Origin of the sequence: Umezawaea sp. NPDC059074, assembly GCF_042738955.1 — a bacterium.
Classification (GTDB): Bacteria; Actinomycetota; Actinomycetes; order Mycobacteriales; family Pseudonocardiaceae; genus Umezawaea.
The window spans coordinates 22,105-45,133 of the sequence record NZ_JBHYHC010000002.1 but is presented as its reverse complement, the minus strand read 5'-3'; the positions used below and the strand labels follow the sequence as shown (position 1 = coordinate 45,133).

23 protein-coding genes, 1 tRNA gene and 1 other RNA gene are annotated in these 23,029 nt (G+C 69.6%); 10 read left to right on the top strand and 15 right to left on the bottom strand.

Features of this window, described 5'->3' with window-relative positions:
* Nucleotides 1-324: 324 nt before the first annotated feature.
* The 6 genes from ACFWW9_RS01415 to ACFWW9_RS01390 form a co-directional block, all read right to left on the bottom strand.
* On the bottom strand, nt 325-567 hold the full coding sequence (locus tag ACFWW9_RS01415) for a hypothetical protein (protein ID WP_390370396.1): 243 nt from the start codon (nt 565-567) through the stop codon (nt 325-327).
* 117 nt (nt 568-684) lie between these two features.
* Nucleotides 685-927 carry a hypothetical protein gene (locus ACFWW9_RS01410; RefSeq protein WP_390370395.1) on the bottom strand — a complete coding sequence of 81 codons (243 nt, stop codon included), beginning with the start codon at nt 925-927 and terminating at the stop codon, nt 685-687.
* A gap of 393 nt (nt 928-1,320) precedes the next feature.
* A tRNA-Ala gene (locus ACFWW9_RS01405) sits at nt 1,321-1,393 on the bottom strand.
* Between the two features lie 176 nt (nt 1,394-1,569).
* Nucleotides 1,570-2,364: a DsbA family protein gene (locus tag ACFWW9_RS01400; protein WP_390370495.1), complete on the bottom strand. Its 795-nt coding sequence runs from the start codon at nt 2,362-2,364 to the stop codon at nt 1,570-1,572.
* Nucleotides 2,365-2,440: 76 nt separating this feature from the next.
* Nucleotides 2,441-3,715, bottom strand: coding sequence for an MFS transporter (locus ACFWW9_RS01395; RefSeq protein WP_390370394.1), 1,275 nt, complete (start codon nt 3,713-3,715; stop codon nt 2,441-2,443).
* 58 nt (nt 3,716-3,773) lie between these two features.
* The gene (locus ACFWW9_RS01390) at nt 3,774-4,595 is read right to left on the bottom strand and encodes a GNAT family N-acetyltransferase (RefSeq protein ID WP_390370393.1); all 822 of its coding nucleotides are present in this window, start codon (nt 4,593-4,595) and stop codon (nt 3,774-3,776) included.
* Between the two features lie 1,074 nt (nt 4,596-5,669).
* Between ACFWW9_RS01390 and hrpB the strand changes: the two genes are divergently transcribed.
* Nucleotides 5,670-8,057, top strand: coding sequence for an ATP-dependent helicase HrpB (gene hrpB / locus ACFWW9_RS01385; protein WP_390370494.1), 2,388 nt, complete (start codon nt 5,670-5,672; stop codon nt 8,055-8,057).
* A 36-nt stretch (nt 8,058-8,093) separates the two neighbouring features.
* Nucleotides 8,094-8,630: a DinB family protein gene (locus ACFWW9_RS01380; RefSeq protein WP_390370392.1), complete on the top strand. Its 537-nt coding sequence runs from the start codon at nt 8,094-8,096 to the stop codon at nt 8,628-8,630.
* Here the strand turns inward: ACFWW9_RS01380 and ACFWW9_RS01375 are convergent.
* Nucleotides 8,603-9,169, bottom strand: a complete 567-nt coding sequence (locus ACFWW9_RS01375; RefSeq protein ID WP_390370391.1) for a TetR/AcrR family transcriptional regulator — start codon at nt 9,167-9,169, stop codon at nt 8,603-8,605. The two genes, ACFWW9_RS01380 and ACFWW9_RS01375, sit on opposite strands and share 28 nt — an antisense overlap.
* A 106-nt stretch (nt 9,170-9,275) precedes the next feature.
* Here ACFWW9_RS01375 and ACFWW9_RS01370 point away from each other — a divergent pair, with 106 nt between their 5' ends.
* Entirely contained in the window at nt 9,276-10,286 is a 1,011-nt protein-coding gene (locus ACFWW9_RS01370) for a hypothetical protein (protein ID WP_390370390.1), read from the top strand.
* Here ACFWW9_RS01370 and ACFWW9_RS01365 read toward each other — a convergent pair.
* Nucleotides 10,277-10,873 (bottom strand): TetR/AcrR family transcriptional regulator, encoded by a 597-nt coding sequence (locus ACFWW9_RS01365; RefSeq protein ID WP_390370389.1) that lies wholly within the window; start codon nt 10,871-10,873, stop codon nt 10,277-10,279. The genes ACFWW9_RS01370 and ACFWW9_RS01365 overlap by 10 nt on opposite strands.
* Before the next feature lie 159 nt (nt 10,874-11,032).
* Here ACFWW9_RS01365 and ACFWW9_RS01360 point away from each other — a divergent pair, with 159 nt between their 5' ends.
* The 4 genes from ACFWW9_RS01360 (at nt 11,033) to ACFWW9_RS01345 (ending at nt 15,074) form a co-directional block, all read left to right on the top strand.
* Nucleotides 11,033-12,250, top strand: coding sequence for a cytochrome P450 (locus ACFWW9_RS01360; RefSeq protein ID WP_390370388.1), 1,218 nt, complete (start codon nt 11,033-11,035; stop codon nt 12,248-12,250).
* A gap of 31 nt (nt 12,251-12,281) precedes the next feature.
* The gene (locus ACFWW9_RS01355) at nt 12,282-12,476 is read left to right on the top strand and encodes a ferredoxin (RefSeq protein WP_330878340.1); all 195 of its coding nucleotides are present in this window, start codon (nt 12,282-12,284) and stop codon (nt 12,474-12,476) included.
* Nucleotides 12,476-13,636 carry an NAD(P)/FAD-dependent oxidoreductase gene (locus ACFWW9_RS01350; protein WP_390370387.1) on the top strand — a complete coding sequence of 387 codons (1,161 nt, stop codon included), beginning with the start codon at nt 12,476-12,478 and terminating at the stop codon, nt 13,634-13,636. The genes ACFWW9_RS01355 and ACFWW9_RS01350 overlap by 1 nt, the downstream gene beginning before the upstream one ends.
* A gap of 184 nt (nt 13,637-13,820) precedes the next feature.
* Nucleotides 13,821-15,074: a multidrug effflux MFS transporter gene (locus ACFWW9_RS01345; RefSeq protein ID WP_390370386.1), complete on the top strand. Its 1,254-nt coding sequence runs from the start codon at nt 13,821-13,823 to the stop codon at nt 15,072-15,074.
* A 47-nt stretch (nt 15,075-15,121) separates the two neighbouring features.
* Here the strand turns inward: ACFWW9_RS01345 and ssrA are convergent.
* Nucleotides 15,122-15,495, bottom strand: a transfer-messenger RNA (tmRNA) gene (gene ssrA / locus ACFWW9_RS01340).
* A gap of 172 nt (nt 15,496-15,667) precedes the next feature.
* Here ssrA and ACFWW9_RS01335 point away from each other — a divergent pair.
* Together ACFWW9_RS01335 and ACFWW9_RS01330 are read left to right on the top strand one after the other, a co-directional pair.
* Nucleotides 15,668-16,924 (top strand): sensor histidine kinase, encoded by a 1,257-nt coding sequence (locus tag ACFWW9_RS01335; protein ID WP_390370385.1) that lies wholly within the window; start codon nt 15,668-15,670, stop codon nt 16,922-16,924.
* Nucleotides 16,912-17,556: a response regulator gene (locus ACFWW9_RS01330; protein ID WP_390370384.1), complete on the top strand. Its 645-nt coding sequence runs from the start codon at nt 16,912-16,914 to the stop codon at nt 17,554-17,556. Before ACFWW9_RS01335 ends, ACFWW9_RS01330 begins: the two co-directional genes overlap by 13 nt.
* Here the strand turns inward: ACFWW9_RS01330 and ACFWW9_RS01325 are convergent.
* From ACFWW9_RS01325 to ACFWW9_RS01300, 6 genes are all read right to left on the bottom strand, one after another.
* Nucleotides 17,538-18,431 carry an amidohydrolase family protein gene (locus ACFWW9_RS01325; protein ID WP_390370493.1) on the bottom strand — a complete coding sequence of 298 codons (894 nt, stop codon included), beginning with the start codon at nt 18,429-18,431 and terminating at the stop codon, nt 17,538-17,540. The two genes, ACFWW9_RS01330 and ACFWW9_RS01325, sit on opposite strands and share 19 nt — an antisense overlap.
* Nucleotides 18,428-18,913: an SsrA-binding protein SmpB gene (smpB, locus tag ACFWW9_RS01320; protein WP_106196938.1), complete on the bottom strand. Its 486-nt coding sequence runs from the start codon at nt 18,911-18,913 to the stop codon at nt 18,428-18,430. Before smpB ends, ACFWW9_RS01325 begins: the two co-directional genes overlap by 4 nt.
* 29 nt (nt 18,914-18,942) lie before the next feature.
* Nucleotides 18,943-19,845: a permease-like cell division protein FtsX gene (ftsX, locus tag ACFWW9_RS01315; RefSeq protein WP_390370383.1), complete on the bottom strand. Its 903-nt coding sequence runs from the start codon at nt 19,843-19,845 to the stop codon at nt 18,943-18,945.
* Between the two features lie 46 nt (nt 19,846-19,891).
* Nucleotides 19,892-20,581, bottom strand: coding sequence for a cell division ATP-binding protein FtsE (gene ftsE, locus ACFWW9_RS01310; RefSeq protein ID WP_259629886.1), 690 nt, complete (start codon nt 20,579-20,581; stop codon nt 19,892-19,894).
* Nucleotides 20,582-20,660: 79 nt separating this feature from the next.
* The gene (gene prfB, locus ACFWW9_RS01305; protein WP_390370382.1) at nt 20,661-21,764 is read right to left on the bottom strand and encodes a peptide chain release factor 2; all 1,104 of its coding nucleotides are present in this window, start codon (nt 21,762-21,764) and stop codon (nt 20,661-20,663) included.
* Between the two features lie 60 nt (nt 21,765-21,824).
* Nucleotides 21,825-22,325 carry a PadR family transcriptional regulator gene (locus ACFWW9_RS01300; protein ID WP_390370381.1) on the bottom strand — a complete coding sequence of 167 codons (501 nt, stop codon included), beginning with the start codon at nt 22,323-22,325 and terminating at the stop codon, nt 21,825-21,827.
* A 415-nt stretch (nt 22,326-22,740) separates the two neighbouring features.
* Here ACFWW9_RS01300 and ACFWW9_RS01295 point away from each other — a divergent pair, with 415 nt between their 5' ends.
* Complete coding sequence (locus ACFWW9_RS01295) at nt 22,741-22,953, top strand: hypothetical protein (protein WP_259629889.1); 213 nt, start codon at nt 22,741-22,743, stop codon at nt 22,951-22,953.
* Nucleotides 22,954-23,029 lie beyond the last annotated feature (76 nt).

Genomic DNA, 23,029 nt, shown 5'->3' with positions numbered 1-23,029 from the left:
CACCACCCCCGTCCACTCGATCACCACACCCCGCCACAGCCCTTCTCACTCCCCGTACAAATCCCCCACCACGAACGGGCAACCACCCACCACGAAAGACTGAACTTCCCCTCTGCGCTCCCACCACGCACGAGAAACGCGTCACCGCGACCAGCGCCTCACCGCCGCAAGAACAACCCGTTCGGGAATCGCGTCACCACGCACCCGACCACCAACGCAATCGGACACACGCGGAAAAGCCACGGATTCAAAACCTCTTACCCCGCACACGACGCTCACCGAAAAATCGAAATCCGCACCGTTCACCGGCGTGGGAATCAGTACCTAGTCCTCCAGGTCGATCCGCGCGTGCGGACCGCAGAATCCGGTGACCCGGTCGAGCACGTCGCGCAGCACTTCCGCCGCGTCGTCGTCCGCGGCCCGCTCGACGCCCGAGGTCAGTTCGGCGATCAGGTCGGACCGGCTCGTTCCCGCCGCGTTGGCCGACTTGAGTTCCGCGACCAGGGATTCGACATCGCCCCCGGACGCCGTGGCGTCGATGAGCGCCGCCCGTTCTTCTCCGTCCACTCCTGCTCCTGCCGTGTTCGCGCACGCCGAGCTGGTCGCCGTTGGCGTTTCCGATGACCGGCATGCCGCTGGCGGCGTCGAGCAGGATCCCGCGGAAGACGATCGGCATGGTCGCCCCTACCCGGCGTGGTGGTTGTACGCGACGAAGCAGTAGCTGGCCACGCCGGCGGGCTTGTCCTTCACGTCGTGCGCGCAGGCGGTGACCATGTAGCAGTCGACGATGAGCCCGTCGGGGAAGTTGTAGCGCTTGGAGAACGGCGTCCAGTCCAGCGACTCCTCCTTGAACCGCGCGGCGAACAGCCCGCCGAGGTTCTGCGACAGCTCGATCGAGTCGGAGGGCGCGATCGAGTCCTTGAACACGCCCTGGAGGTAGGCCGTGATGTCCTTGATGCCGTCGCTTTCGCGAGCGCCTCAAGCGCAATCGCCGCAAGAATCTTCACCACTGTAATAACGCCCTGCCCCATGACCGACCTCCAGCTGCCTCGACCTTTACCGCATTGCCGAATTCAGGAGTACGGCAGCACAAAGATCCAAACAAGTTCCCCCGACCCGAACACCCATTTGCGGCACCTAGTGGGTGACAGCGTGACATTTTACTGTTCCGACAGAAATTCACGGAACATCTTCACGTAAAAGGAAACGACAAGCGCCAACCGGGACGCGATCGCCCACCACAGCCACAAAACGAAGATCGCCCGCCGACCCTGTTCGCACAGGCCCAACGGGCGATTCTCCTACTACTGCATAAAATTGTGGAGCTGAGGGGACTCGAACCCCTGACCCTCACACTGCCAGTGTGATGCGCTACCAGCTGCGCCACAGCCCCGTGCTACTTACCACGTTTCCCGGTCGGTCACCCGTCGTTCTCGTGTGGTCATACCGTACAACATCGTCCCCACCGAATAAAAATCGGGCCCCCCCGCAACGGCGTTCGCGCTGATGGGGCCCGGTTTCCCGGCGACCGGCCCGGTGGTCCACAGGGCCGGTCGGCGGTGGTCGATCTCAGGCCTTGAGGAGGTCGGAGATCCAGTTCTCGTTGTCGATGCTGATGAGCTTGTCGCCCACGGCCACCGACGGGGTGCCCTGGAAGCCCTTGCTGCCGTCGCTGCGCTCCGCCTGGAGGTGCGGGGTGTTGTCGGCCTTGTCCAGGTCGGCCTCGAGGGCCTGGTGGTAGGTGCCGCTCTCGACGCAGGTCTTGAACGTGTCGCCGGTGATGCCCAGGTCCGTGCCGAGCTGCACGAGTTGGGCGATCGTGTAGCCGGCGCCGTTCTCCTCGGGCTGCTTGGCGTAGAGGGAGTCGTGGTACTCGGGGAACTTGCCCGCGTCGGCGGCGCAGACCGCCGCGTTCGCGGAGTCGCGGGAGTAGCCCTCGGGGTCGGAGAGGCGGACCAGGAGCGGCAGCACGTGGTAGCGGATCTTGAGGTCGCCCGCCTCGACGTGCTGGCGGAGCTGGTCGCCGTACTTCTTCTCGAACGTGCCGCAGATGGGGCAGAGGAAGTCCTCGTACACGTCCACGGTGACCTTCGCGGTGTCCTTGCCGACCAGGACCGTCGCGTCGGGCTGGCGTTGCACGGGGACGGACAGCGCCTTCAGGTCCGGGGCCGGGGTGAGGGCTTCGGGGGTGGAAGGCCTGGTCAGGAGCACGCCGCCGACGACCGCCACCGCGAGGACCACCACGACGACCACGCCGATGAGGACCTTGTTGCGGTTGCCGGACGACTGCCCGCGGGCCGCGGCGACCGACTTGGCCGCCATCTGCTGCTTCTTCTTGCGAGCGTTCCGCTCCGCGCCACCCACGTCGTCCAAGTCCTTCCGAAACCCGCGCCTGTACTCCCCGGAGGCTAGCGGCGAAGACTGAGCGGAACCTGAGCGATCAGGTGTCCGAGCGGCCCACGCGGACACCGGTCGGCAGCTCCGGACCCTCGTCGAGGCACTCGGCCGGGCCCTCGTCGGCGTCGTCGACGGGCCGGGTTTCCTCGGCCACCAACCAGAAGCCGAGCGCGAGGATCATCGTGACACCGGTCACCGTGAAGGCGACCTGGTAGGAGAAGGCGTCGGCGAGGACGCCCGCGAGCAGCGGGCCGATGATGACGCCGAGGTCGGTGACCATCTGGAACGCCGCGAGCACGGGGCCGCCCTTGGCCTTCGAGCCGATCACGTCGGCGACCACGGCGTTCTGCGGCGGGTTGAGGACGCCCGCGCCGATGCCCGCGACCAGCGAGGCGATCATGAACAGCGTGATCGTGCCGCTGAAGCCCATGCCGATCGTGCCGACGGCCGACACGGCGAGCCCGGCGATGCCCAACGGCTTGCGGCCGAGGCTGTCGGCGAACTTGCCGGACACCATGAGGGCGGCGGCGTTGCCGATGGCGAACACGGACAGGGAGATCGCGGCGACGGCCGGGCTGCCGTCCAGCGCCTTGGCCACGAACAGCGGCACCAGCGAGACGCGCAGGCCGAACACCGCCCAGCCGTTGGCGAAGCCGGAGGCGAGGGCGGCGCGGTAGGCGCCGGAGCGGAACGCGTCGCGCACGAGCATGGTCGGCTGGGTGTTGTTCTGGTCCAGCGCGGCGAGCGTGGAGCCGCGCAGGAACCACCAGACGAACACCGCCGCGACCACCAGCGACACCGCGTAGGCGATGAACGGGGTGCGGATGGAGACGCGGACCAGCGCCGCGCCGATGATCGGACCGCCGATGCTGCCGAGCAGGAACCCGGTGGCCCACAGGCCGGAGGCGCGGGCGCGCAGCGTCGGCGGGGTGAGCCGGATGAGCAGGCCGACGGCGGCGACGGTGAACATGGTCGAGCCGACGCCCGCGATCGAGCGGAACGCCACGAGCTGCCAGTAGTGGGTCGCGAAGCCGCACGCGCCGGTGGCGAGTGCGACGATCAGGATGCCCGCGATGTACGTGCGCGGCTCGCCGAAGCGCGTGACCAGCTTGCCGCTGACCGGCGCGAACGCCAGCCGGACGAACGCGAACGAGCTGATCACGACGGCGACGGCGGTGGTGCCGACGTTGAAGCTGTCCGCGTAGGCGGGCAGCACCGGGGCCACGATGCCGAAGCCGACGGCGATGATGAAGCTCGCCACGACGAGCACCCACACCTCTTTGGGCAGGCGGGGTCTGACGACGTCGATGCCCTGCACGCGCGGCCTCCCGTTATCGTTTAGCTGTGCTAAAGATATAGGCCGGGACCGGGGAATCTCAATCCAAAAGCTCGTCGACCCTTCGGGCGTACGCCGTCACCGGGTATCCACCGGCGAATCCACAGGCCTCGGCGAACCGCTCCCCCGCGCCACCCTCGTCCACGTGAGCCGCCACGAGCGCCGCGCCGGCCGACCGCAACGCCGCCACCGTGCTCGCCACCAGCTCCGACCCGAGCCCCCGCCGCCGACGGGCGGGCAGCACCACGACCTGCTCCACCAGCCCCACCCCGCGCTCGACGAACCCGCCGGCGAACCCGACGAGCCGCTCCCCGTCGTCGACCACGAGCTGCACGCACCGCGGGTCGTCCCACCGCTGCCCGAGATGCCTCACGAGCCGTTGCTGCCCACTCATCCGCAGCCCCAGCTCGTCCGCGACGAGCCCACCGACCTGTTCCAGATCGGTGTCACGTGCCACCCGCACCCGAGACGACACCTCCGCGGGCCCGCGGTGCAGCACGGCCATCGACTCCTCGACGGCGAACCACCCGGCGTCATCCGCGATGCCCTCGATCTCGGCCACGGTCGTCGGCGACGCGTACACCACGGCCTCCGCCCGCCCGATGTCGGCGAACGTCTGCTCGAGCCGCATCATCGTCCCCGCGACCTCAGCCGACGAGCCGTCCAGCGCACAGGCGAAGTTCCCGGACGGGAAGGGGTTGTCGCGGTTCACGACGACCGTCGCACACCCGACCTTCCCGACCTTGCCGTACCGAACAGCCCCGGACGCGACCCGCGCCCCCTCCACCAGCCGAGCCAGCTCACGGGCCCGGTAGGGGTCGAGCAGATCGGGATCATCGGGATCGTGCAACGGATCAACCACCCACCCAGCCTGACACGCCCCACCCCCTCCCCGTCACGCCGCCGAGCACTAGGGCTGTTGGCGTGACGGCGCGGTCACCGAGGGATGCCGACACGCCGCACTGGGGGCGATTGGGCGGGGAGGGGTGGTGACTCGGTGTTGGTGTGAAAGGTCCGTTCAGCCACGGGTTGCCGAGCGGGGATTCGCCGCGAGTCGATGAAAGGTCCGTTCAGAACAGGCGAGGACGAGGCAAGACCAGGCTGAGTTGGCCCGGCGAGGGGGCAGGCGGGGCGGAGCAGGGCGGGGCGGAGCAGAGCAAGGCGGGGCAGGGCGGAGCAGAGCAGGGTGGGGCAGAGCAAGGCGAGGCAGGGCAGGGCAGGGCGAGGCAAGGCGAGGCGGAGCAGGCCAAGCGGGCTGGGCGAGCGAGGCGAGGGCAGCGTGGTGTGAACGGTCCGTTCAGCCATCGGTAGCCGAGTGAGAAGTCGCCGCGAGCAGATGAACGGTCCGTTCAAGCCGGACCGAGTCGAGCTCGACCAGGCATGGCCAGGGCCGGGGCGAGCAGGTTGAGCCGCGCGAGCAAGCAGGTTGAGCCGCGCGAGCAAGCAGGTGGGGCTGCGTGGGTGGGTGTGAAAGGTCCGTTCGGCCCGCGGTGGTCGAGGTTCTGCTTCCTCCTAGGTGTGAACGGTCCTTTCACCACTTGTTGGCCGAAGTCCGATGCCTGGACGGTGTGAAAGGTCCGTTCAGCGCTGGTTCCCCGAGTGAGATGTTGTCGTGCCCCGGTGAACGGTCCGTTCGAAACAAGCCGGAACCGGCAGGGCGGGGTGACCCAAGGCCGGATCGGGCGGTGGGCTGGCGGGACCGACCCTGGTCATGGTGAGGCGGGGCAGGTGGTGGTGAAAGGTCCGTTCGGCGAAGGATCACCGAGGGCTGGTTCCGTGGCGGGGTGAACGGTCCGTTCACGCCTTGGCCGCCGGAAGTCCGGGGTTGGTCGGGGTGAAAGGTCCGTTCGGTCGCCAGCCCGCGAAGGTGGTGTGAACGGGCCGTTCGCGTGTGCGCTCGTCCCTCCTCACTGGTCGGTTGGCAGACTGGCTCGTTGTGGAGCTGCCGAACCTGCCAGTCCGGGCTGTGCTCGGTGATGTCGTTCGTGTGCTCGCCGAGCACGGGTGTGCGGTGTTGGTTGCTCCGCCTGGCACCGGGAAGACCACGTTGGTGCCCTTGGCGTTGGCCGAGGCGCACGCTGGGCGGGTGGTGGTGGCCGAGCCGCGGCGGATCGCGGCTCGGGCGGCCGCCGCGCGGATGGCGGCGCTGCTGGGTGAGCCGGTGGGGCGGACGGTCGGGTACTCGGTGCGCGGGGACCGCAAGGTGTCGTCCGCGACGCGGATCGAGGTGGTGACGTCCGGGCTGTTGGTGCGCAGGCTCCAAAGCGATCCGGAACTCGCCGGCGTCGGCACGGTGTTGTTGGACGAGGTCCACGAGCGGCACCTGGACGCGGACCTGCTGTTGGCGTTGCTGCTCGACGCGCGGGCCGGGTTGCGGCCGGACCTGCGGTTGCTGGCGACGTCGGCGACGGTCGCGGCGGATCGGCTTTCGGAACTGCTCGGCAACGCGCCCGTGGTGCGCGCGGAAGCCCGGACGTTCCCGACCACCACGGACTACGTGCCCCCCGCGCGCAAGGAGCGGATCGAAGGCTGTGTCGCCCGTGCAACGAAACGCGCTTTGTCCGAAGTGGACGGTGACGTGCTCGTCTTCCTGCCCGGAGCCAAGGAGATCCGGCACACGGCGGCGTTGCTGACACTCAAGGACGTCGACGTGCTCACCCTCCACGGACGGCTGTCAGCGGGCACGCAGGACGCCGCCCTCAAGCCCGGCTCACGTCGTCGGATCGTGCTGTCCACGGCCATCGCGGAGTCGAGTCTGACCGTGCCCGGCGTGCGCGCGGTGGTCGACTCCGGGTTGGCTCGGGTGCCGAGGGTCGATCACCGGCGCGGGCTGTCGGGGCTGGCCACGGTGCGCGTGTCGATGGCCGTGGCCGACCAGCGCGCCGGACGCGCGGGCCGTGAGGCTCCCGGTCACGTCTACCGGTGCTGGCCGGAGCACGAGCACAGCACGTTGCCGCGCTACCCCGAGCCCGAGATCAAGACGGCGGACCTCACCCGGCTCGCGCTGGAGCTGGCCTGCTGGGGCACCCCGGACGGCACGGCGCTGAGCTGGTGGGACGCTCCCCCGACCGGGGCGCTGGAGGTCGGCCGCACGGTGTTGCGGGCGTTGGGCGCGCTCGACGCCTCCGGGCAGGCGACCGACCGGGGCCGGAAGATGTCCGGGCTCGGGCTGCACCCCCGGCTGGCCCGCGCCCTGCTCGACGGTGCGGCCGAGGTGGGCGCGCGGGCGGCGGCAGAAGTCGTGGCGCTGCTGGACGACGACGCCCTGACCAACAGCGCCGAGCTGGCGACCGCGTTGCGGGACCTGCGTTCCGGGCACAACGACCGGTCCAAGCGCTGGTCGCGCGAGGCCCGCAGGTTGGCGGAACTGGTCAGCGGTCGGGGTCACGACGACCCGGCGCTCGTCGTGGCGCTGGCGCACCCGGAGCGGTTGGCGCGCAGGCGGTCCGGCGGTGGCGGTGTGTACCTGATGGCGGGCGGCACGGCGGCCGAGCTGCCGCACGGCAGCGGGCTCGGTGACGCCGAGTGGCTCGCCGTCGCCGTGGCCGACCGCGAACCCGGTCGCAGCCACGGCCGCATCCGGTTGGCCGCGCGAGTGGACGAGAACCTCGCCGTGCGGGCCGCCCCCGCGCTGGTGTCCACTGTGGACGACGTGCGCTGGGACCACGACGTCGTGGCGAACCGGGTCCGCAGGCTGGGCGCGATCGTGTTGTCCAGCAAGCCGTTGCGCGATCCGAGTCCGGCCGCCGTCCGCGCCGCGCTCGTCACGGGGCTGCGGTCCGAGGGCCTCGGACTGCTCCGCTGGCACGCCGACGCCACGCGCCTGCGGGAACGGCTGGCGTTCCTGCGCCGCGTGCTCGGCGACCCGTGGCCGGAGATGACCGACGAGGCTCTGCTCCAGGGCGTCGACGGCTGGCTCGACAACGCCCGCAAGCGCGCCGACCTGGCGAAGGTCGACGCGGAGAAGGTGGTCCGCCACCTCCTGCCGTGGCCTGCCGCCGGCCGGCTCGACGAGCTGGCGCCGGACCGGCTGGAGGTGCCGTCGGGGTCGCGGATCCGGGTCGACTACACCGGCGACAACCCGGCGCTGCCGGTGAAGGTGCAGGAGGTGTTCGGGTGGGTCGACACGCCCCGCATCGCGGACGGCCGGGTGCCCGTGGTGCTGCACCTGCTGACCCCCGCGGGCCGCGCCACGGCGGTGACCGGTGACCTCGCCTCGTTCTGGCGGACCGGATACCCGCAGGTCAGGTCCGAGTTGCGCGGCCGGTACCCGAAGCACCGCTGGCCCGAGGACCCGATGACCGCCCCGCCCGCACGTCGGTGACAGCGGTTGTCCGCGATCCGCTCTACGGTCTCGGGCATGAACCTGGACTGGACGAAGGAGCTGACCGACCAGCTCGACTTCTTCTGGCAGCGGCAGTTCCTGCCGCGGCTGGAGGGCCTCACCGACGAGGAGTTCCTGTGGGAGCCGGTCGACGGCTGCTGGAGCGTGCGCCCGGACGGCGAGGGCGGGACGCGGTTCGAGTGGACCTACCCGGAACCCGTGCCGCCGCCGTTCACCACGATCGCGTGGCGGATCTCGCACATCGGCGACGGCGTGCTGGGCGCGCGGGCGGCCAACCACTTCGGTGACGGCTACGACCGGGAGGCCGTCCGCTACCCGATCACCGCGCGGGAGGGCCTGGACTACCTGCACGAGTCGTACGCGTTGTGGCACAAGGGACTCACGACGCTGGACGACGAGGCGCTCGCCCGGCCGTGCGGACCGGCCGAGGGCCCGTACAGCGAGTACTCGTTCGCCACGCTCGTGCTGCACATCACCCGTGAGGTCGTCCACCACGGCGCCGAGGTCTGCGTCCTGCGCGACCTCTACCGGGACCGCACCAGGGGCAGGTAGACCTCGTCCACGATCTCGACCAGCACGTCGTCCGGCGCGCTCGGCACGCCTCGGGTGACGAACTCGGTGCGCAGCAGCGCGACCGCGACCGTGGCCACGCGCGGGTGCAGGGCTTCGGGCCGCACCTCGCCCCTGGCCACGGCGCGGCCGAGGATCGTCAGCCACAGGCCCGCGCCGCCGTCGTTCGGCCGGTCCTTCAGCTGCGCCAACGCTTCCGGGTCCGCCAGCAGGCCGCGCAGGATCTCCCCGTACGGCGAGGACCACGTGCGGTTCGCCATCCGCAGCAGTTCCAGCGCGTCGGTGCGCAGGTCGCCGGTGTCGGGCGCTTCGACGGTGGTCGTGGTGAGCCGGTGGTACGCGGCGATGCCGAGCGCGGCCCGGTTCGGCCACCGCCGGTAGAGCGCGTTCTTGTTGGTGCCTGCCCGTTTCGCGACCCGGTCCATGGTCAGGCCGGGGTAGCCGGATTCGGTCAGCTCGTCCACGGCCGCCTGGAGGATCGCGTCCTCCAGCTCGGCCCCGCGCCGCCGCACCTCCGCCATGCACCCTCCCGACGAGAATTAGGTACCAACCGTACCTTGCGCGACCGCGCCACGACCAGATAACTTCCCCAACAAGGTACGGCCAGTACCTTATAAGGGAGGAACCATGAAGCACGGCATCACCTACGACACCGGTTTCCGCAGCGGCGGGTCGAGCACGCACGAGCCGTTCGACCCGGACGTGGTGCGGCGCGAGATGCGGATCATCCGCGAGGACCTGCACTGCGACGCCGTGCGGATCACCGGCGGCCACGTCGACCGCCTGGAGGTCGCCGCCGTCCACGCCGCCGCGGTCGGCCTGGAGGTGTGGATCTCCCCGTTCACCAACGACCTGACCACCGGCGAACTCCTGGACCTGCTCGCCGACGTGGCCGAGCGCGCCGAACGCCTGCGGCGGTCCGGAGCCGAGGTCGTGGTCGTCACGGGGTCCGAACTCGCCCTGTTCACCATCGGCTTCCTGCCCGGCGACACGCTCGCCGACCGGCTGGAGCTGATCACCACCCGCCCGCCGGAACTCGGCCCCGCGGTCGCGGCCGTCCCGGCGCTGCTCAACGATTTCCTCGGCAAGGCAGCCGCGGTCGTGCGCGAGCGGTTCGGCGGGCGGATCACCTACGCGTCACTGGGTTTCGAGCGCGTCGACTGGGAGCCGTTCGACCTCATCGCCACCGACGCCGGCTACCGCTCCAAGGAGGTGGAAGCGGTGTACGAGGCCGAGATGCGCGCCTTCGGGGCGTCGGACAAGCCCGCGGTGATCACCGAGTTCGGCTGCACGACCCACCGCGGCGCGGCCGACCTCGGCGCACGGGGCGCGTTCATGGTCGAGTGGGACGGGGCGGGTCCCGTGGCGCTCAAGGGGGAGTTCGTCCACGACGAGCAGGAGCAGGCCACGTACCTGAGCGAGGTGCTCGACGTCCTGGAGGCCTCGGGCGTCGACACCGCGTTCGTGTGCACGTTCGTCAGCTACAACCTCCCGTACAGCACCGACCCCGCGCGGAACTTCGACGTGGCGAGCTACGGCGTGGTGCGCGTGCTGGAGGACGGGTTCGGCGAGACGTACCCGGACCTGCGCTGGGAGCCCAAGGCCGCGTTCGCCGTGCTGGCCGAGCGCTACGCCTGACCCGGCACCGGGAGCTTCCCCTCGCGCACCAACGACATCGCCTCCTCGGCGAGCGCGCCCATGTCGGCGGTGCCGCCGCTGTCCACCCAGATCCGGACGACGGTCTCGATGACGTCGACGACCACCGCCGCCGTCAGCCGGGCGGTGAGGACGCGGGAAGGGCAGTCGTCGAGCCGCGTGGCGATCTCGGCCACCAGCTCGTCGCGCCAGCTCCACAGCACGTCCGCCAGCTGCGCCCGCACGGACGCGTTCGGGCCGCAGATCTCGTACACGGCCAGCACTCGCGCCGGGTCGGTCGCCATGACGTCGAGGACCTTGCCGATCACCGCGGTCAACACCACCGGGAGCGGCGCGGGCGGCCGGGCGCGCAGGTCCTCCAGCGCGTCGAACAGGCTCGTCTGGACGAACTCGACGACGAGCGTCTCCTTGGTCGGGAAGTAGCGGTAGAGGGTTCGGGGCCCCACCTCCGCCGCCGCGGCGATCTGCTCGATCGTGGTCCGGTGGTAGCCGTTGCAGGTGAACAGCTCGAACGCCTTGTCCGAGATCAGCCGCCTCGTCCTGGCCATCTTGAGCTCTCGGATTCCCATGTCCACCTCCTCGGGGTCGGACAACCGAAGGGAGGCTAACACCGCCACCAGCGCGTATCCGGGGCGTGACTTCGGCCACTTGTCGTGATGGCTCCATCACTGGCAGTGTGAACGTCGTGGCAGTAACTGCCACGAATTCACCACCACAAGGGGTACGCCATGACCGAGGCACCGAGCAAGCCGACCACCGGAACGTTCCCGACGACACGGGCGGCGGAATGCCCGTTCGACCCCGCCGTCGGCTACTCGGAGTTCCGCGAGAACGACCCGATCGCCCGCGTCTCGTGCCCGGCCGGCATCGACGCGTGGCTCGTGACCAGGTACGACGACGTGCGCACGGTGCTCAACAGCCCCGGTCTCAGCTCCGCGGTCCCGGTCATGGGCCACGCGAACCCGCAGGCGGACTTCACCGCGCCGATCACCACGGGGTCGATCATCCAGAGCGACGGCGACGCCCACGCCCGGCTGCGCCGCCTGCTGACGGCCGAGTTCACCGTCAAGCGCATCCAGGCGCTCCGCCCGTACATCCAGCAGCTGATCGACGACCACATCGACGCGATGCTCGCGAGCACCGAGCCCGTCGACCTGGTCCGCGACTTCGCGCTGCCGATCCCGTCGCTGGTGATCTGCGAACTGCTCGGCGTCCCCTACGAGCAGCGCGACCGGTTCCAGCAGCAGAGCGGCATCCTGACCTCGGTCGACGTCGAGCCCGAGATCGCCATGCAGGCCAACGCCGAGATCCAGGGCTTCGTCGCGCAGCTCGTCGTCGACAAGATGCAGAACCCGACCGACGACCTCATCTCGCGGCTGATCAAGCGGGCGCAGGACGCCGGCCAGCCGCTGACCGTCGAGGAACTCGTCGTGCTCGCCCTGTCCCTGCTGGTCGCGGGGCACGAGACGACCGCGAACATGATCACGTTGAGCACGGTCACCCTGCTCCGCAACCCCGACCAGCTCGAGGAGCTGCGCGCCAACCCCGACCTCGTGCCCTCGGCCGTCGAGGAGATGCTGCGCTACCTGTCCGTCGTGCAGTTCGGCCTGTTCCGCGCCATCACCGAGGACATCCCGCTGGGCGACGAGACCCTGCGCGCGGGCGAGTGGCTGATCACCTCGCTGGCCTCGGGCAACCGCGACACCTCGGTGTTCCCCGACGCCGACCGGCTCGACGTGCACCGCAAGGCGTCCGCGCACCTCGCGTTCGGCTACGGCGCCCACCAGTGCCTCGGCCAGCAGCTCGCGCGGGTAGAACTTCAGCAGGTGTTCGGCACGCTGTTCACCCGCATCCCAACCTTGCGCCTGAACGCCCCGTTCGAGGACCTCAAGTTCAAGGACAACACCCTCGTCTACGGCGTCCGCTCGCTGCCCGTCACCTGGTGACCCACCCACTTCGTTCAAGGAGAACACCCCCATGCGCGTGACCATCGACGAAGACGGCTGCGTCGGCGCGGGCCAGTGCGTCCTGGCCGCACCCGACGTCTTCGACCAGCGCGACGAGGACGGGATCGTGGTGCTGCTCGACGAGACGCCCGCTCCCCACCTGCACGACGCGACGCGCGAAGCCGCCGTGCTCTGCCCCGCGCTCGTGATCCACCTGGCCGAGTGATGACCGACATCGGACGCGTTGTCGTCGTGGGAGCCTCCGCGGCGGGGCTCACCACGGCGGAAGCCTTGCGGCGCGAGGGTTTCGCGGGCCTCATCACGCTCGTCGGCGACGAGCTGCACCTGCCCTACGACCGGCCGCCGCTGTCCAAGCAGGTCCTGCTCGGCAAGTGGGAGCCGGAGCGGACCTCGTTCCGCGACGACGCCACGTACCAGCGGTTGGAGATCGGTCTCCGGCTCGGCGCGACCGCGACCGGCGTGGACCTGGACGCGCGGACCGTGTCCCTCGCCTCCGGCGACCGCGTCCCCTACGACCGGCTCGTCATCGCCACCGGCGTCCGTCCGCTCCGGCTCAGGCAGGGCCACGAGCTGCGCGGCGTGCACGTCCTCCGCACCCTGGACGACACCCTCGCGCTCCGCGCGGCGCTGGCCGGGTCCACCTCCGTCGCCGTGGTGGGCGCGGGGTTCCTCGGTTCCGAGGCCGCGGCCGCCGCCCGCACGCTGGGCAAGGAGGTCACGCTCGTCGACCTCGTGCCGGTGCCGCTGTCCCGCCAGTTCGGCGACGAGCTGGGCGGCTGGATCGGCGATCTGCACCGCGACCACGGCGTCACGCTGAGGACCGGGGTCGGCGTCCGAAAACTGCTGGGTGACGAGGCGGTCACCGGGCTAGAATTGGCCGACGGCACCACCGTCACCGCGGACGTGGTCCTCGTGGCCATCGGCTCGAAGCCGGCGACGGACTGGCTGGCCGCGAGCGGTGTCCCGCTGGACGACGGTGTCCTCTGCGACACCACGTGCGAGGCGGTTCCCGGCGTCTACGCCGCGGGCGACGTGGCCCGGTGGCACAACGAGCGCTTCGGCGTCTCGATGCGGGTGGAGCACCGCATGAACGCCACCGAGCAGGGCATGGCGGTGGCGAAGAACATCACCGGCGACCCGAAGCCGTTCACCCCGATCCCGTACTTCTGGACCGACCAGTTCGACGCCAGGATCCAGGCCTACGGGATCTTCCCGCCCGACGCGAAGATGACCGTCGCGCAAGGCGATCCCACCACTCGCAAGCTCATCGCCCATTACCACCACGATGGCGACCTGGTCGGCGTGCTCGGCTGGAACATGCCCCGCGAACTCCGCGCGGCACGAGCCCTGCTCACCAGGGACTAACACCCACCGCGGTGGGGGGGCCCCCCCGGCGAGCCCCCCCCCCCCCCACCCCCCCGCGGCGAAGAAGCCCCCCCCCCCCCCCACCACCCCCCCGCGCCCCGCCCCCTCCACACCCGGCACAACCCCCCCCGGGGGGGGCGTCCCCCCCGCGCACCCCCACCGCCCACCACACTCCGGGGAGACGATGACGCCCACCACCGAGACCAGCCCGGCAAGACTCAAGCTGGTGGGCCTCCTGGGGGCGCTGTGCACCCTCGGCCCGTTGTCGATCGACATGTACCTCCCGGCCTTCCCCGGCATGGCGACCGAACTGGAAGCCGCGGCCCCCCAGATCCAGCTCTCCCTCACCACGTTCATCATCGGCCTGGCACTGGGCCAACTCCTGGCAGGCCCGATCTCCGACGCCATCGGCCGCAGAAAACCCCTGCTCATCGGCCTGGCCACCTACATCACGTTCTCCCTGCTCTGCGCCCTGGCCCCCACAGCACTGACACTGGCGGGCCTCAGGTTCATCCAGGCCCTGGGCGTGGCAGCGGGCTTCGTAGTGGCCACCGCGGTGGCACGAGACCTCTTCTCGGGCTTGGCGATGGCCAAGTTCATGAGCCTCTTGATGCTCGTCAACAGCCTCGGCCCGGTAATCGCCCCGGTACTGGGCGGCCAAATCCTCCGCCTCACGAGCTGGCGAGGCACCTTCTTCGTCCTGGCGGCAATAGGCGCGATCCTCTTGACGATCCTCGCCTTCGCCCTCCCGGAAACCCACAAGCCGGAAAACAGGGCCCCCGCAAACCTCAAGGGCACCCTCAAAACCTTCGGCAAACTCCTCAAGGACCGCTACTTCCTCGGCTACGCCTTGGCGGCCTCCTTCGCCCTGGGCAGCCTCTTCGCCTACGTCTCAGGCGCCTCTTTCGTACTCCAAAAAGTCTTCGGCCTATCGCCCCAGCAATTCAGCCTCGTCTTCGCCGTCAACTCCCTGGGCATCCTCCTGGCAGGCCTCCTCAACACCTGGCTGACCGGCAGACTGATGCCCAGAACCCTCCTCAAAGCAGGCCTGACACTGGCCGCCACCGGCGGTCTCGGCCTCCTGGCCGCAGGCCTCACCAACACCGGCCTACCCACCTTCCTACCAGCCCTTTTCCTGCTGACGACCAGCGTCGGCGTCCTACTCCCCAACGCCGCCAGCCTCGCCATGAACCGCCACCCAGAAGCAGCAGGCAGCGCCTCAGCCCTACTCGGCGTACTCCAATTCCTCGCAGGCGGCCTCATCGCCCCGGTAGTGGGCGCGGCAGGCACGGAAAGCGTCCTCCCCATGGCAACGGTCATGGCCGCCCTCACAGCCTCAGCCGCACTAGCCTTCGCCCTGCTCACCCGAGGCGACAAGGGCATCACCAGAGACCCGGACCCCGTGCCAGAGCCCGCGGTAACCGCAACCCCTCACTAAAACGAAACGACCCATGTCCGCGCTCTTCGCGGACATGGGTCGTTCAGTCGTGGAGGTGCCGGGAATCGAACCCGGGTCCTCTGCCGGCTCATCAGGGCTTCTCCGTGCGCAGTCGACTACGTCTCTACTCGGCCCGACCGATCACGTCGACAAGTTCGGTCTGACAGGCCCAGACACTGTGGGATTCCCAACCAGTACCCGTGCCCGGTACTGGAGGTGAGCCTCCTAGCTGATGCCGGGATCCGGAACGGAGGCGCTTCCGGGCCGACAGCGTTTTCCCTAGCCTCAGGCGGCGAGGGCGAACGCGCGCTGGTCGTTAGACTTGGCGCTTATAGGTTTGCGATGACGCTTGCGGTGGTCTCTCGCCTGCACCGGCACGCTTCCCCTGAATCAACGAACAAAGTCGAAACCGTTCACCCCCGTCGGGCGTTGCTGGTGTTGCCTCGTACAGCATAACGCCCCCGGCCCTGGGTCTCATCCCAATAGGCTTGGGTAGGGCTGGCCCCACCACGGGGACGCTGGCCTACCTGATGGTTCGAGGCCCGCGTTCCGGTGATGCTGGTCTGGCACACCGGGCGGACCTAGGCGGGGACATGACGACGCGAGCACCTTCGAACATCGCCAGGACCAGCGCGTTCCTGTTGATCGAGTTCTTCTTCAGCACGTTGTGGTTCGTGCTGCTCGTGGCGTTGTTCTCCACCAGCATCGGGCTCGCGGTCATCTGGGTGGGGGTGCCGCTGCTCGCCGTCACGCTGGGGGTGGCGCGCGGCGCGTCGGCCTTGGAGCGGGGTCTGGTGCGGTCGATGCTCGGGGTACACGTCCAGAGCCCGTACCGGCCGATGCCCGAGGAGGGCGGGCTGGTGCCGAGGGTGAAGACGGTCATCACCGATCCGGCGAGCTGGCGGGACTTCGGCTACTGGATGCTGATGTTCCCGTTGAGCATCGTCGAGTTCGTGGCCGTCGTCGTGTTCTGGCCGGTGGCGCTGAGCCTGGTGGCGTTCCCCTTCTACTACGACTGGCTGCCCGCGTACTTCATCGTCGAACTCCCCGGCCGCGGCGGCGAGTGGGCGGTCAACACGTTCACCAGCGCCCTGCCCGTCACGGTGCTCGGCCTGCTGCTCGGGCTGCTCACAGTGCCGCTGGTCCGCGGTCTCGGCAGGCTGCACGGGTCGCTGGCCCGCGGCATCCTCGGCCCGTCCCGCACCGCCGTGCTGTCGGCCGAGACGAAGCGGCTCGCGGCGAGCCGGGCGCGGGGCGTGGACTCGGCGGAGGCGGAGCGGCGGCGCATCGAGCGGGACCTGCACGACGGCGCGCAGCAGCGGCTGGTGTCGGTGGCCATGACGCTCGGCAGGGCGAAGACGAAGATGGAGTCGGACCCGGAGGCCGCCCGCGAGCTGATCGCCGAGGCGCACACCGACGCCAAGCTCGCCATCTCCGAGCTGCGCGACCTGGCCCGCGGCATCTACCCGTCGGTGCTGGGCGACCGCGGGCTCGACCCGGCGCTGTCGTCGCTGGTGTCGAAGTGCCCGATCCCGGTCGACCTGAGCGTGGACGTGGAGCCGCGGCCGCCGACGGCGGTGGAGAGCGCGGCCTACTTCACCGTGGCCGAGACGTTGACGAACATCGCGAAGCACGCGGAGGCGACCCGTGTCGGCGTGAAGGTGTTCCGGACCGACCGCTCCGTGGTCGTGGAGGTCACCGACGACGGCAAGGGCGGCGCCGAGGTGCGTCCGGGTGGTGGGCTCGCGGGGCTCGCCGACCGGGCTGCGACCATTGACGGCGTGGTCGTCGTGGTCAGCCCCGTCGGTGGGCCGACAGTGATCCGGACGGAGCTGCCGTGCGCGTGGTGATCGCGGAGGACTCGGTCCTCCTGCGGGTGGGGGTCCAGCGCCTGCTGGCCGACGAGGGCATCGAGACCGTGGCCGCGGTCGAGGACGGGGTGGCGCTGCTCAAGGCCATCGAGGAGCACCGGCCGGACCTGGCGCTGGTGGACGTGCGGATGCCCCCGACGTTCACCGACGAGGGCCTGCGGGCGGCGATCGAGGCGCGCAAGCGCATCCCGAACCTGCCGGTGCTGGTGCTCTCGCAGTACGTGGAGGAGCGCTACGCGGTCGAACTGCTGGCCGGTGGCGCGAGCGGCGTCGGGTACCTGCTCAAGGAGCGGGTGGCCGACGTCGCCGAGTTCGTGGCGGCCGTCCGCCGGGTCGCCGACGGCGGCACGAGCATCGACCACGAGGTCATCACCCAGCTCATGGCCCGCAGCAAGCGCAATCCGGTCGACAACCTGACCGCGCGCGAACGCGAGGTGCTGGGGCTGATGGCCGAGGGGCTGTCGAACGCGGCCATCGCGGCGTCGCTCGTGGTGTCCGACGGGGCCGTGGAGAAGCACGTGGGCAACATCTTCGCGAAGCTCGGCCTGGAGCCCAGCACGTCCGAGCACCGGCGGGTGCGGGCCGTGCTCGCCTACCTCGACGTCGGGTAGCCCAGGAGGCGCGCGGCGTTGTCGTGCAGCACCGCGCGCAGGAACGCCTCGTCGTCGGACCACCCCGCGATGGCCCGCAGCTGCTCCGCGTAGGAGTACGGGATGTTGGGGAAGTCGGTGCCGAGGACGATCCGGTCCGGCACGTCCGCGATCCGCGCGGGCCAGTCCGCGGGCAGCGGCTGGTTCCGCTCGGTGAACGCCACCCCCACCATCGTGGTGTCCAGGTGCACGTTCGGGTACCTCGCCACGAGGTCCAGCGCCGCGCCGTAGTCCGGCATGCCCGCGTGGGCGATCACCGCCGTCAGCCGGGGGTGCCTGCGCAGCACGGCCTCGTAGCGGTCCAGCCCGGTGTGCGCGCCGGGCACCGGCCCGTGGCCGCAGTGCACGACCGCGGGCACGCCCGCCTCGGCCAGCAGCCCCCACGCGGTGTCCAGCAACGGGTCCGCCGGGTCGTAGCCGCCGACCTGCACGTGCGCCTTGACGCACCGGGCGCCCGCGTCCAGCGCCTTGCCGAGGTAGACCTCCACGCCCGGCTCGGGGAACAGCGTCGCGGTCGGCACCGCCCCCGGCGTTCGCCTGCCGAAGTCGACGGCCCACTCGGTGAGCCACTCCCCCATGCCGGGCTTGTGCGGGTACACCAGCGGGGCGAACCCGATCACGCCCAACGCCCGCAGGCGGTCGAGGCGGTCCGGTTCGGGCAGGCGGTAGTGGATCGGCCACTCGGTGCCGTAGTGCGCGGCCGCGGCGTCGAAGAACGCCCACACCTTCGCGAGCACCCGCTCCGGCATGAAGTGCACGTGCACGTCCACGAGACCGGGAAGTCCCAGGCCGGTGACCCAGCCTGGGACTTCCTCGTCGTTCTCGGGCCCGTTCAGTACCGGCCCCCGCGGCCCTTCAGCGCCCGGCCGTACGCCTTCTGGATGTCGCGGTCGGCGTCGCGCTTGGCGATGTCCTGGCGCTTGTCGTAGGACTTCTTGCCCTTCGCCAGTGCCAGCTCCAGCTTCACGTACCCGTCGCTGAAGTACATCGACAGCGGGATCAGGCTCAGCCCGCTCTCCTTGGTCTTGCCGATCAGCCGTTCGATCTCGCTCTTGTGCAGCAACAGCTTCCGCCGCCGCCGCACCTCGTGGTTGGTCCACGTCCCCGCCACGTACTCGGGGATGTGCAGCGCGTGCAACCAGATCTCGCCGTCGTCGACCTGGGCGAAGGCGTCCACAAGGGACGCACGCCCCAACCGGAGGCTCTTCACCTCGGTGCCGACGAGCACGACACCCGCTTCGAAGACGTCGAGGATGGTGTAGTCGTGCCGAGCCTTGCGGTTCGACGCGATCACCTTCCTGCCGCGTTCCTTGACCATGATGCGACTTTACGTGACCGGGCCAGCGGTTAAAGCCGGACGTAGAGGCGCAGGGTGACGTAGCCGGTCAACGCGGAGATCAACACCGAGACGCCGAAGAGGATCGGCGCGATCAGCAGCACGTCGAGCTGGCCCAGCGTCGGCAGGATGCCGGACGAGAACAGGTCGCCGAGCACCCGGTCGAGGATGAACGCCTTGAACAGCACGAGGCCCACCACCGAGACGATCGCGCCGATGATGCCCGCGACCACCGCCTCGATGAGGAACGGCAACTGCGTGTACCACCGCGTCGCGCCCACCAGGCGCATGATGCCGACCTCTGTCCGCCGCGTGTACGCGGAGACCTGGATCGTGTTGGAGATCAGCAGCAGGGCGGCGAGGGCTTGCAGGAGCGCCAGGAACAGCGCGCCGTCCCGGACGCCGTTGAGGACGTTGAACAGCCGGTCCAGGAACTTGCCCTGGTCGTCGACGCTCTTCACGCCCGCCTTGCCGGTGAATTCGCGCACGATCACGTCGGCGCGCTCCGGGTCTTCCAGCTTGACCCGGAAGGTGGCCGGGATGGCCTCCGGACGGGCCAGCTTCACCAGCTCCGGCTGGGCTTCGAAGATCCGCTTGAAGCGCTCGAAGCCCTTCTCGCGGTTCTCGAAGACGACGGTCTCGACGCCGGACGTCTTCTCCAGCGAGCTGCGCAGCCCGGAGCACGGCTGGCTCGCGCAGTCGAGGTCGTTCGCGCTGACGTCGTTGGTGAGCAGGACCGCTACTTCGAGCTTGCCCTGGTAGTTGGCCTGCATCTTGTCGACCATGCGGACGACGAGCAAACCACCACCGAGCAGGCCGAGCGAGATAGCGGTCGTGAGGATCATCGCGATGGTCATCGTGACGTTCCGGCGCAGGCCGGTGACGACCTCGCTGAACACGAAGCTGGTACGCATCGGGGGTGGCGTTCCTTGGGGTCGGGGAAAGGAGTGCGCGAGTGGTCTAGCGGCCTACGCCGTAGACGCCGCGCGCGTCGTCGCGGACGACCCTGCCGTTGTCGAGTTCGACAACGCGGCGCCGCATGGAGTCGACGATTCCGTGGTCGTGGGTGGCCATCACGACGGTCGTGCCGGTGCGGTTGATCCGCTCCAGCAGCAGCATGATGTCCTGGCTGGTGTCGGGGTCCAGGTTTCCGGTCGGCTCGTCGGCGATGAGCACGAGCGGGCGGTTCACGAACGCGCGCGCGATCGCGACGCGCTGCTGCTCACCACCGGACAACTCGTGCGGCAGACGGTCCGCCTTGCCCTCGAGACCCACCAGCTGGAGCACCTCGGGCACCACCTTGACGATGGTGTTCTTGGGCTTGCCGATGACCTCGAGGGCGAACGCGACGTTCTCCGCCACGGTCTTCTGGGCCAGCAGTCGGAAGTCCTGGAAGACGCAACCGATGGACTGGCGCAGGCGGGGGACCCTGCGCCGGGACATCTTCGCGACGTCGAAGTTGGACACGTAGACGCGTCCCTTGCTCGGTACCTCTTCACGGAGCAGCAAGCGCAAGAACGTGGATTTTCCGGACCCGGAAGGTCCGATGAGGAACACGAACTCGCCCTTGTCCATCTCGACCGAGACGTCGTCGAGCGCGGGGCGCGTGGAGGTCTTGTAGACCTTGGAAACGTGTTCGAGGCGAATCACGAGGGCGAAGTCTACCCGTGGCCTGGGTAAAGCCTTCGTCTCGCCCGCCGAAGTGCGGAGCGTGACGATTCATCACCGATCAAGACGACTGCTGCTGCTTGCGCCACCGGATGCCCGCCTCGAGGAAGTCGTCGATCTCGCCGTCGAGCACGGCGCCGGGGTTGCCGACCTCGTGCTCGGTCCGGAGGTCCTTGACCATCTGGTACGGGTGCAGCACGTACGAGCGCATCTGGTTGCCCCAGCTGGACCCGGTGTCCTTCAAGGCGTCCATCTTGTCCTTGTCCTCCTGGCGCTGCCGCTCGAGCAGCTTCGCCTGGAGCACGGCCATCGCGGTCGCCTTGTTCTGGAGCTGCGAGCGCTCGTTCTGGCAGGACACGACGATCCCGGTCGGGATGTGGGTCAACCGCACCGCGGAGTCCGTGGTGTTGACGCCCTGTCCACCAGGGCCGGACGACCGGTACACGTCGACGCGGAGTTCCTTCTCGTCGATCTCGACGTGGTCGGTCTGCTCGACGACCGGCACGACCTCGACGCCCGCGAACGACGTCTGGCGGCGGCCCTGGTTGTCGAACGGGGAGATGCGCACGAGCCGGTGCGTCCCCTGCTCCACGGACAGCGTGCCGTAGGCGTACGGGGCGGTGATGCGGAAGGTGGCGGACTTGATGCCCGCCTCCTCGGCGTAGGACGTGTCGAACACGTCGACGCCGTAGCCGTGGCGTTCGGCCCAGCGGGAGTACATGCGGAGCAACATCTCCGCGAAGTCGGCGGCGTCGATGCCGCCCGCTTCGGCACGCACGGTGACGAGAGCGTTCCGCTCGTCGTACTCGCCGGAGAGGAGCGTGCGCACCTCCAGGGAAGCGATTTCCTCCCGCAGCTTCGCCCGCTCGTTGTCGGCGTCGGCGATGCTGTCCGCGTCGTCCTCGGCCTCGGCGAGCTCGTACATGATGCCGAGGTCCTCGAGGCGGCTGCGCAGGTTGGTGATGCGGCGGAGCTCGCCCTGCTTGTGCGACAGCTCGCTGGTGAGCTTCTGCGCCTTCTCCTGGTCGTTCCACAGGTCGGGGAGCGCGGCCTGCTCCTCCAGATCGGCGACCTGGGCGCGCAACGTGTCGAGGTCCATCACCGCCTCGATGCTGCCGAGGGTCGCGGAGAGGTCCTTGATGTCTGCTTCGACGTCCGGGTTCACGACGAAAGATTACGCCGGCACCGGTCGCGATGAGCGACCGGTGGCCGGGTGACGTGAACGTCAGGCGGTCGGAATGGCGTCCAGCAGCTTCAGGACGGCCTTCGCGTGGGCGAGACCGAACTCGGCCACCGCCTTCGCGTAGGGGTCCTCAGCCGTCTTCACGGCGGTCTTGGCGGCCTCCTGCTCGGAGCCGTACACACCGCGGGCGGTGTCCACCAGCCCGGAGCGCTGCTTCGCCGTCAACGACCCCGCGTGCACGAGGCGGAGGATCAGCGGGCTGCGGAGGTGGTCGGGGCCGGGCTCGGAGAGCAGCCAGTTCTTGAACGCCTTCTTGCCCGCCGCCGTCAGCACGTACTGCTGGCTGGAGCGGGGCCCCTGCTTGCCGAGGCGCAGGAGCCCGGCTTCGGCGAGCGCGGGCAGCTCGCGGTACACCTGGCTGCGGGTGACGCTGAAAAACGCGCCGAAGCGCTCTCCGGCCTCAGCCACGAGCTGGCCACCGGTCTTGGGTCCGTCGTGCAGCAGCCCGAGCAGGGCGGCGGCGGTCGCGTTGAGGTCCGACATAACACCAACGGTGCCACGATGTCGGACCGCTGTCCACAATGGTCAACCGTTCTGTCCACTGTGGCTGATCACGGGCTAGTGGTATTGGGCCATGCGGAGCAACGGAAAGCTTCGTACGGTGACGACGCCCTGATCGACACCACGCTTTCGGCCCCTTGACCGGTCATGTCCAGCTCACGTGGAAAACCCCTGAAGCGCAAAGGAAGTCCGGCCCTCCCGCGCGGCCGCTCACTCCAACGGCAGCAGTTCGGCCGCCGATCTCACTCGCCGCAGCCAAACCCGCCGAATGCGGACCGACCCCGTTCGCACAACAGGTTGGACTTCGCCGCGAGGGCTGGCGCGGCCCCCTGGGACTGGAACGATCGGTCTTGGCGCGTGGCCTGGTCGGGGCTCGCCCGAGTCGGAGGTGCGGGAGATGGGCATCAAGTGGATGGACGGCAAGGTCGCTCGAGGCGCCAAGGTCGTGCGGGGCGCGCGGGCGTGGGCCAGCGGCACGATCCCCGAGCAGTCGGGGAAGGACGAGTGCATGGTGTGCGGCAAGCAGATCCGCCGCAGCCGCAACGTGAGCGGAGAGGGCCGCATCTGCTCCCTCGCGTGCAACCAGTACTGGGTCGAGAACATGAGCTGACCGCTCGGCCCTCGGCGTTCGGAAGTGGCCCGGCCCCACCAAGGGGGGGGGCACAAACACCATAAAAAGGGTGTAC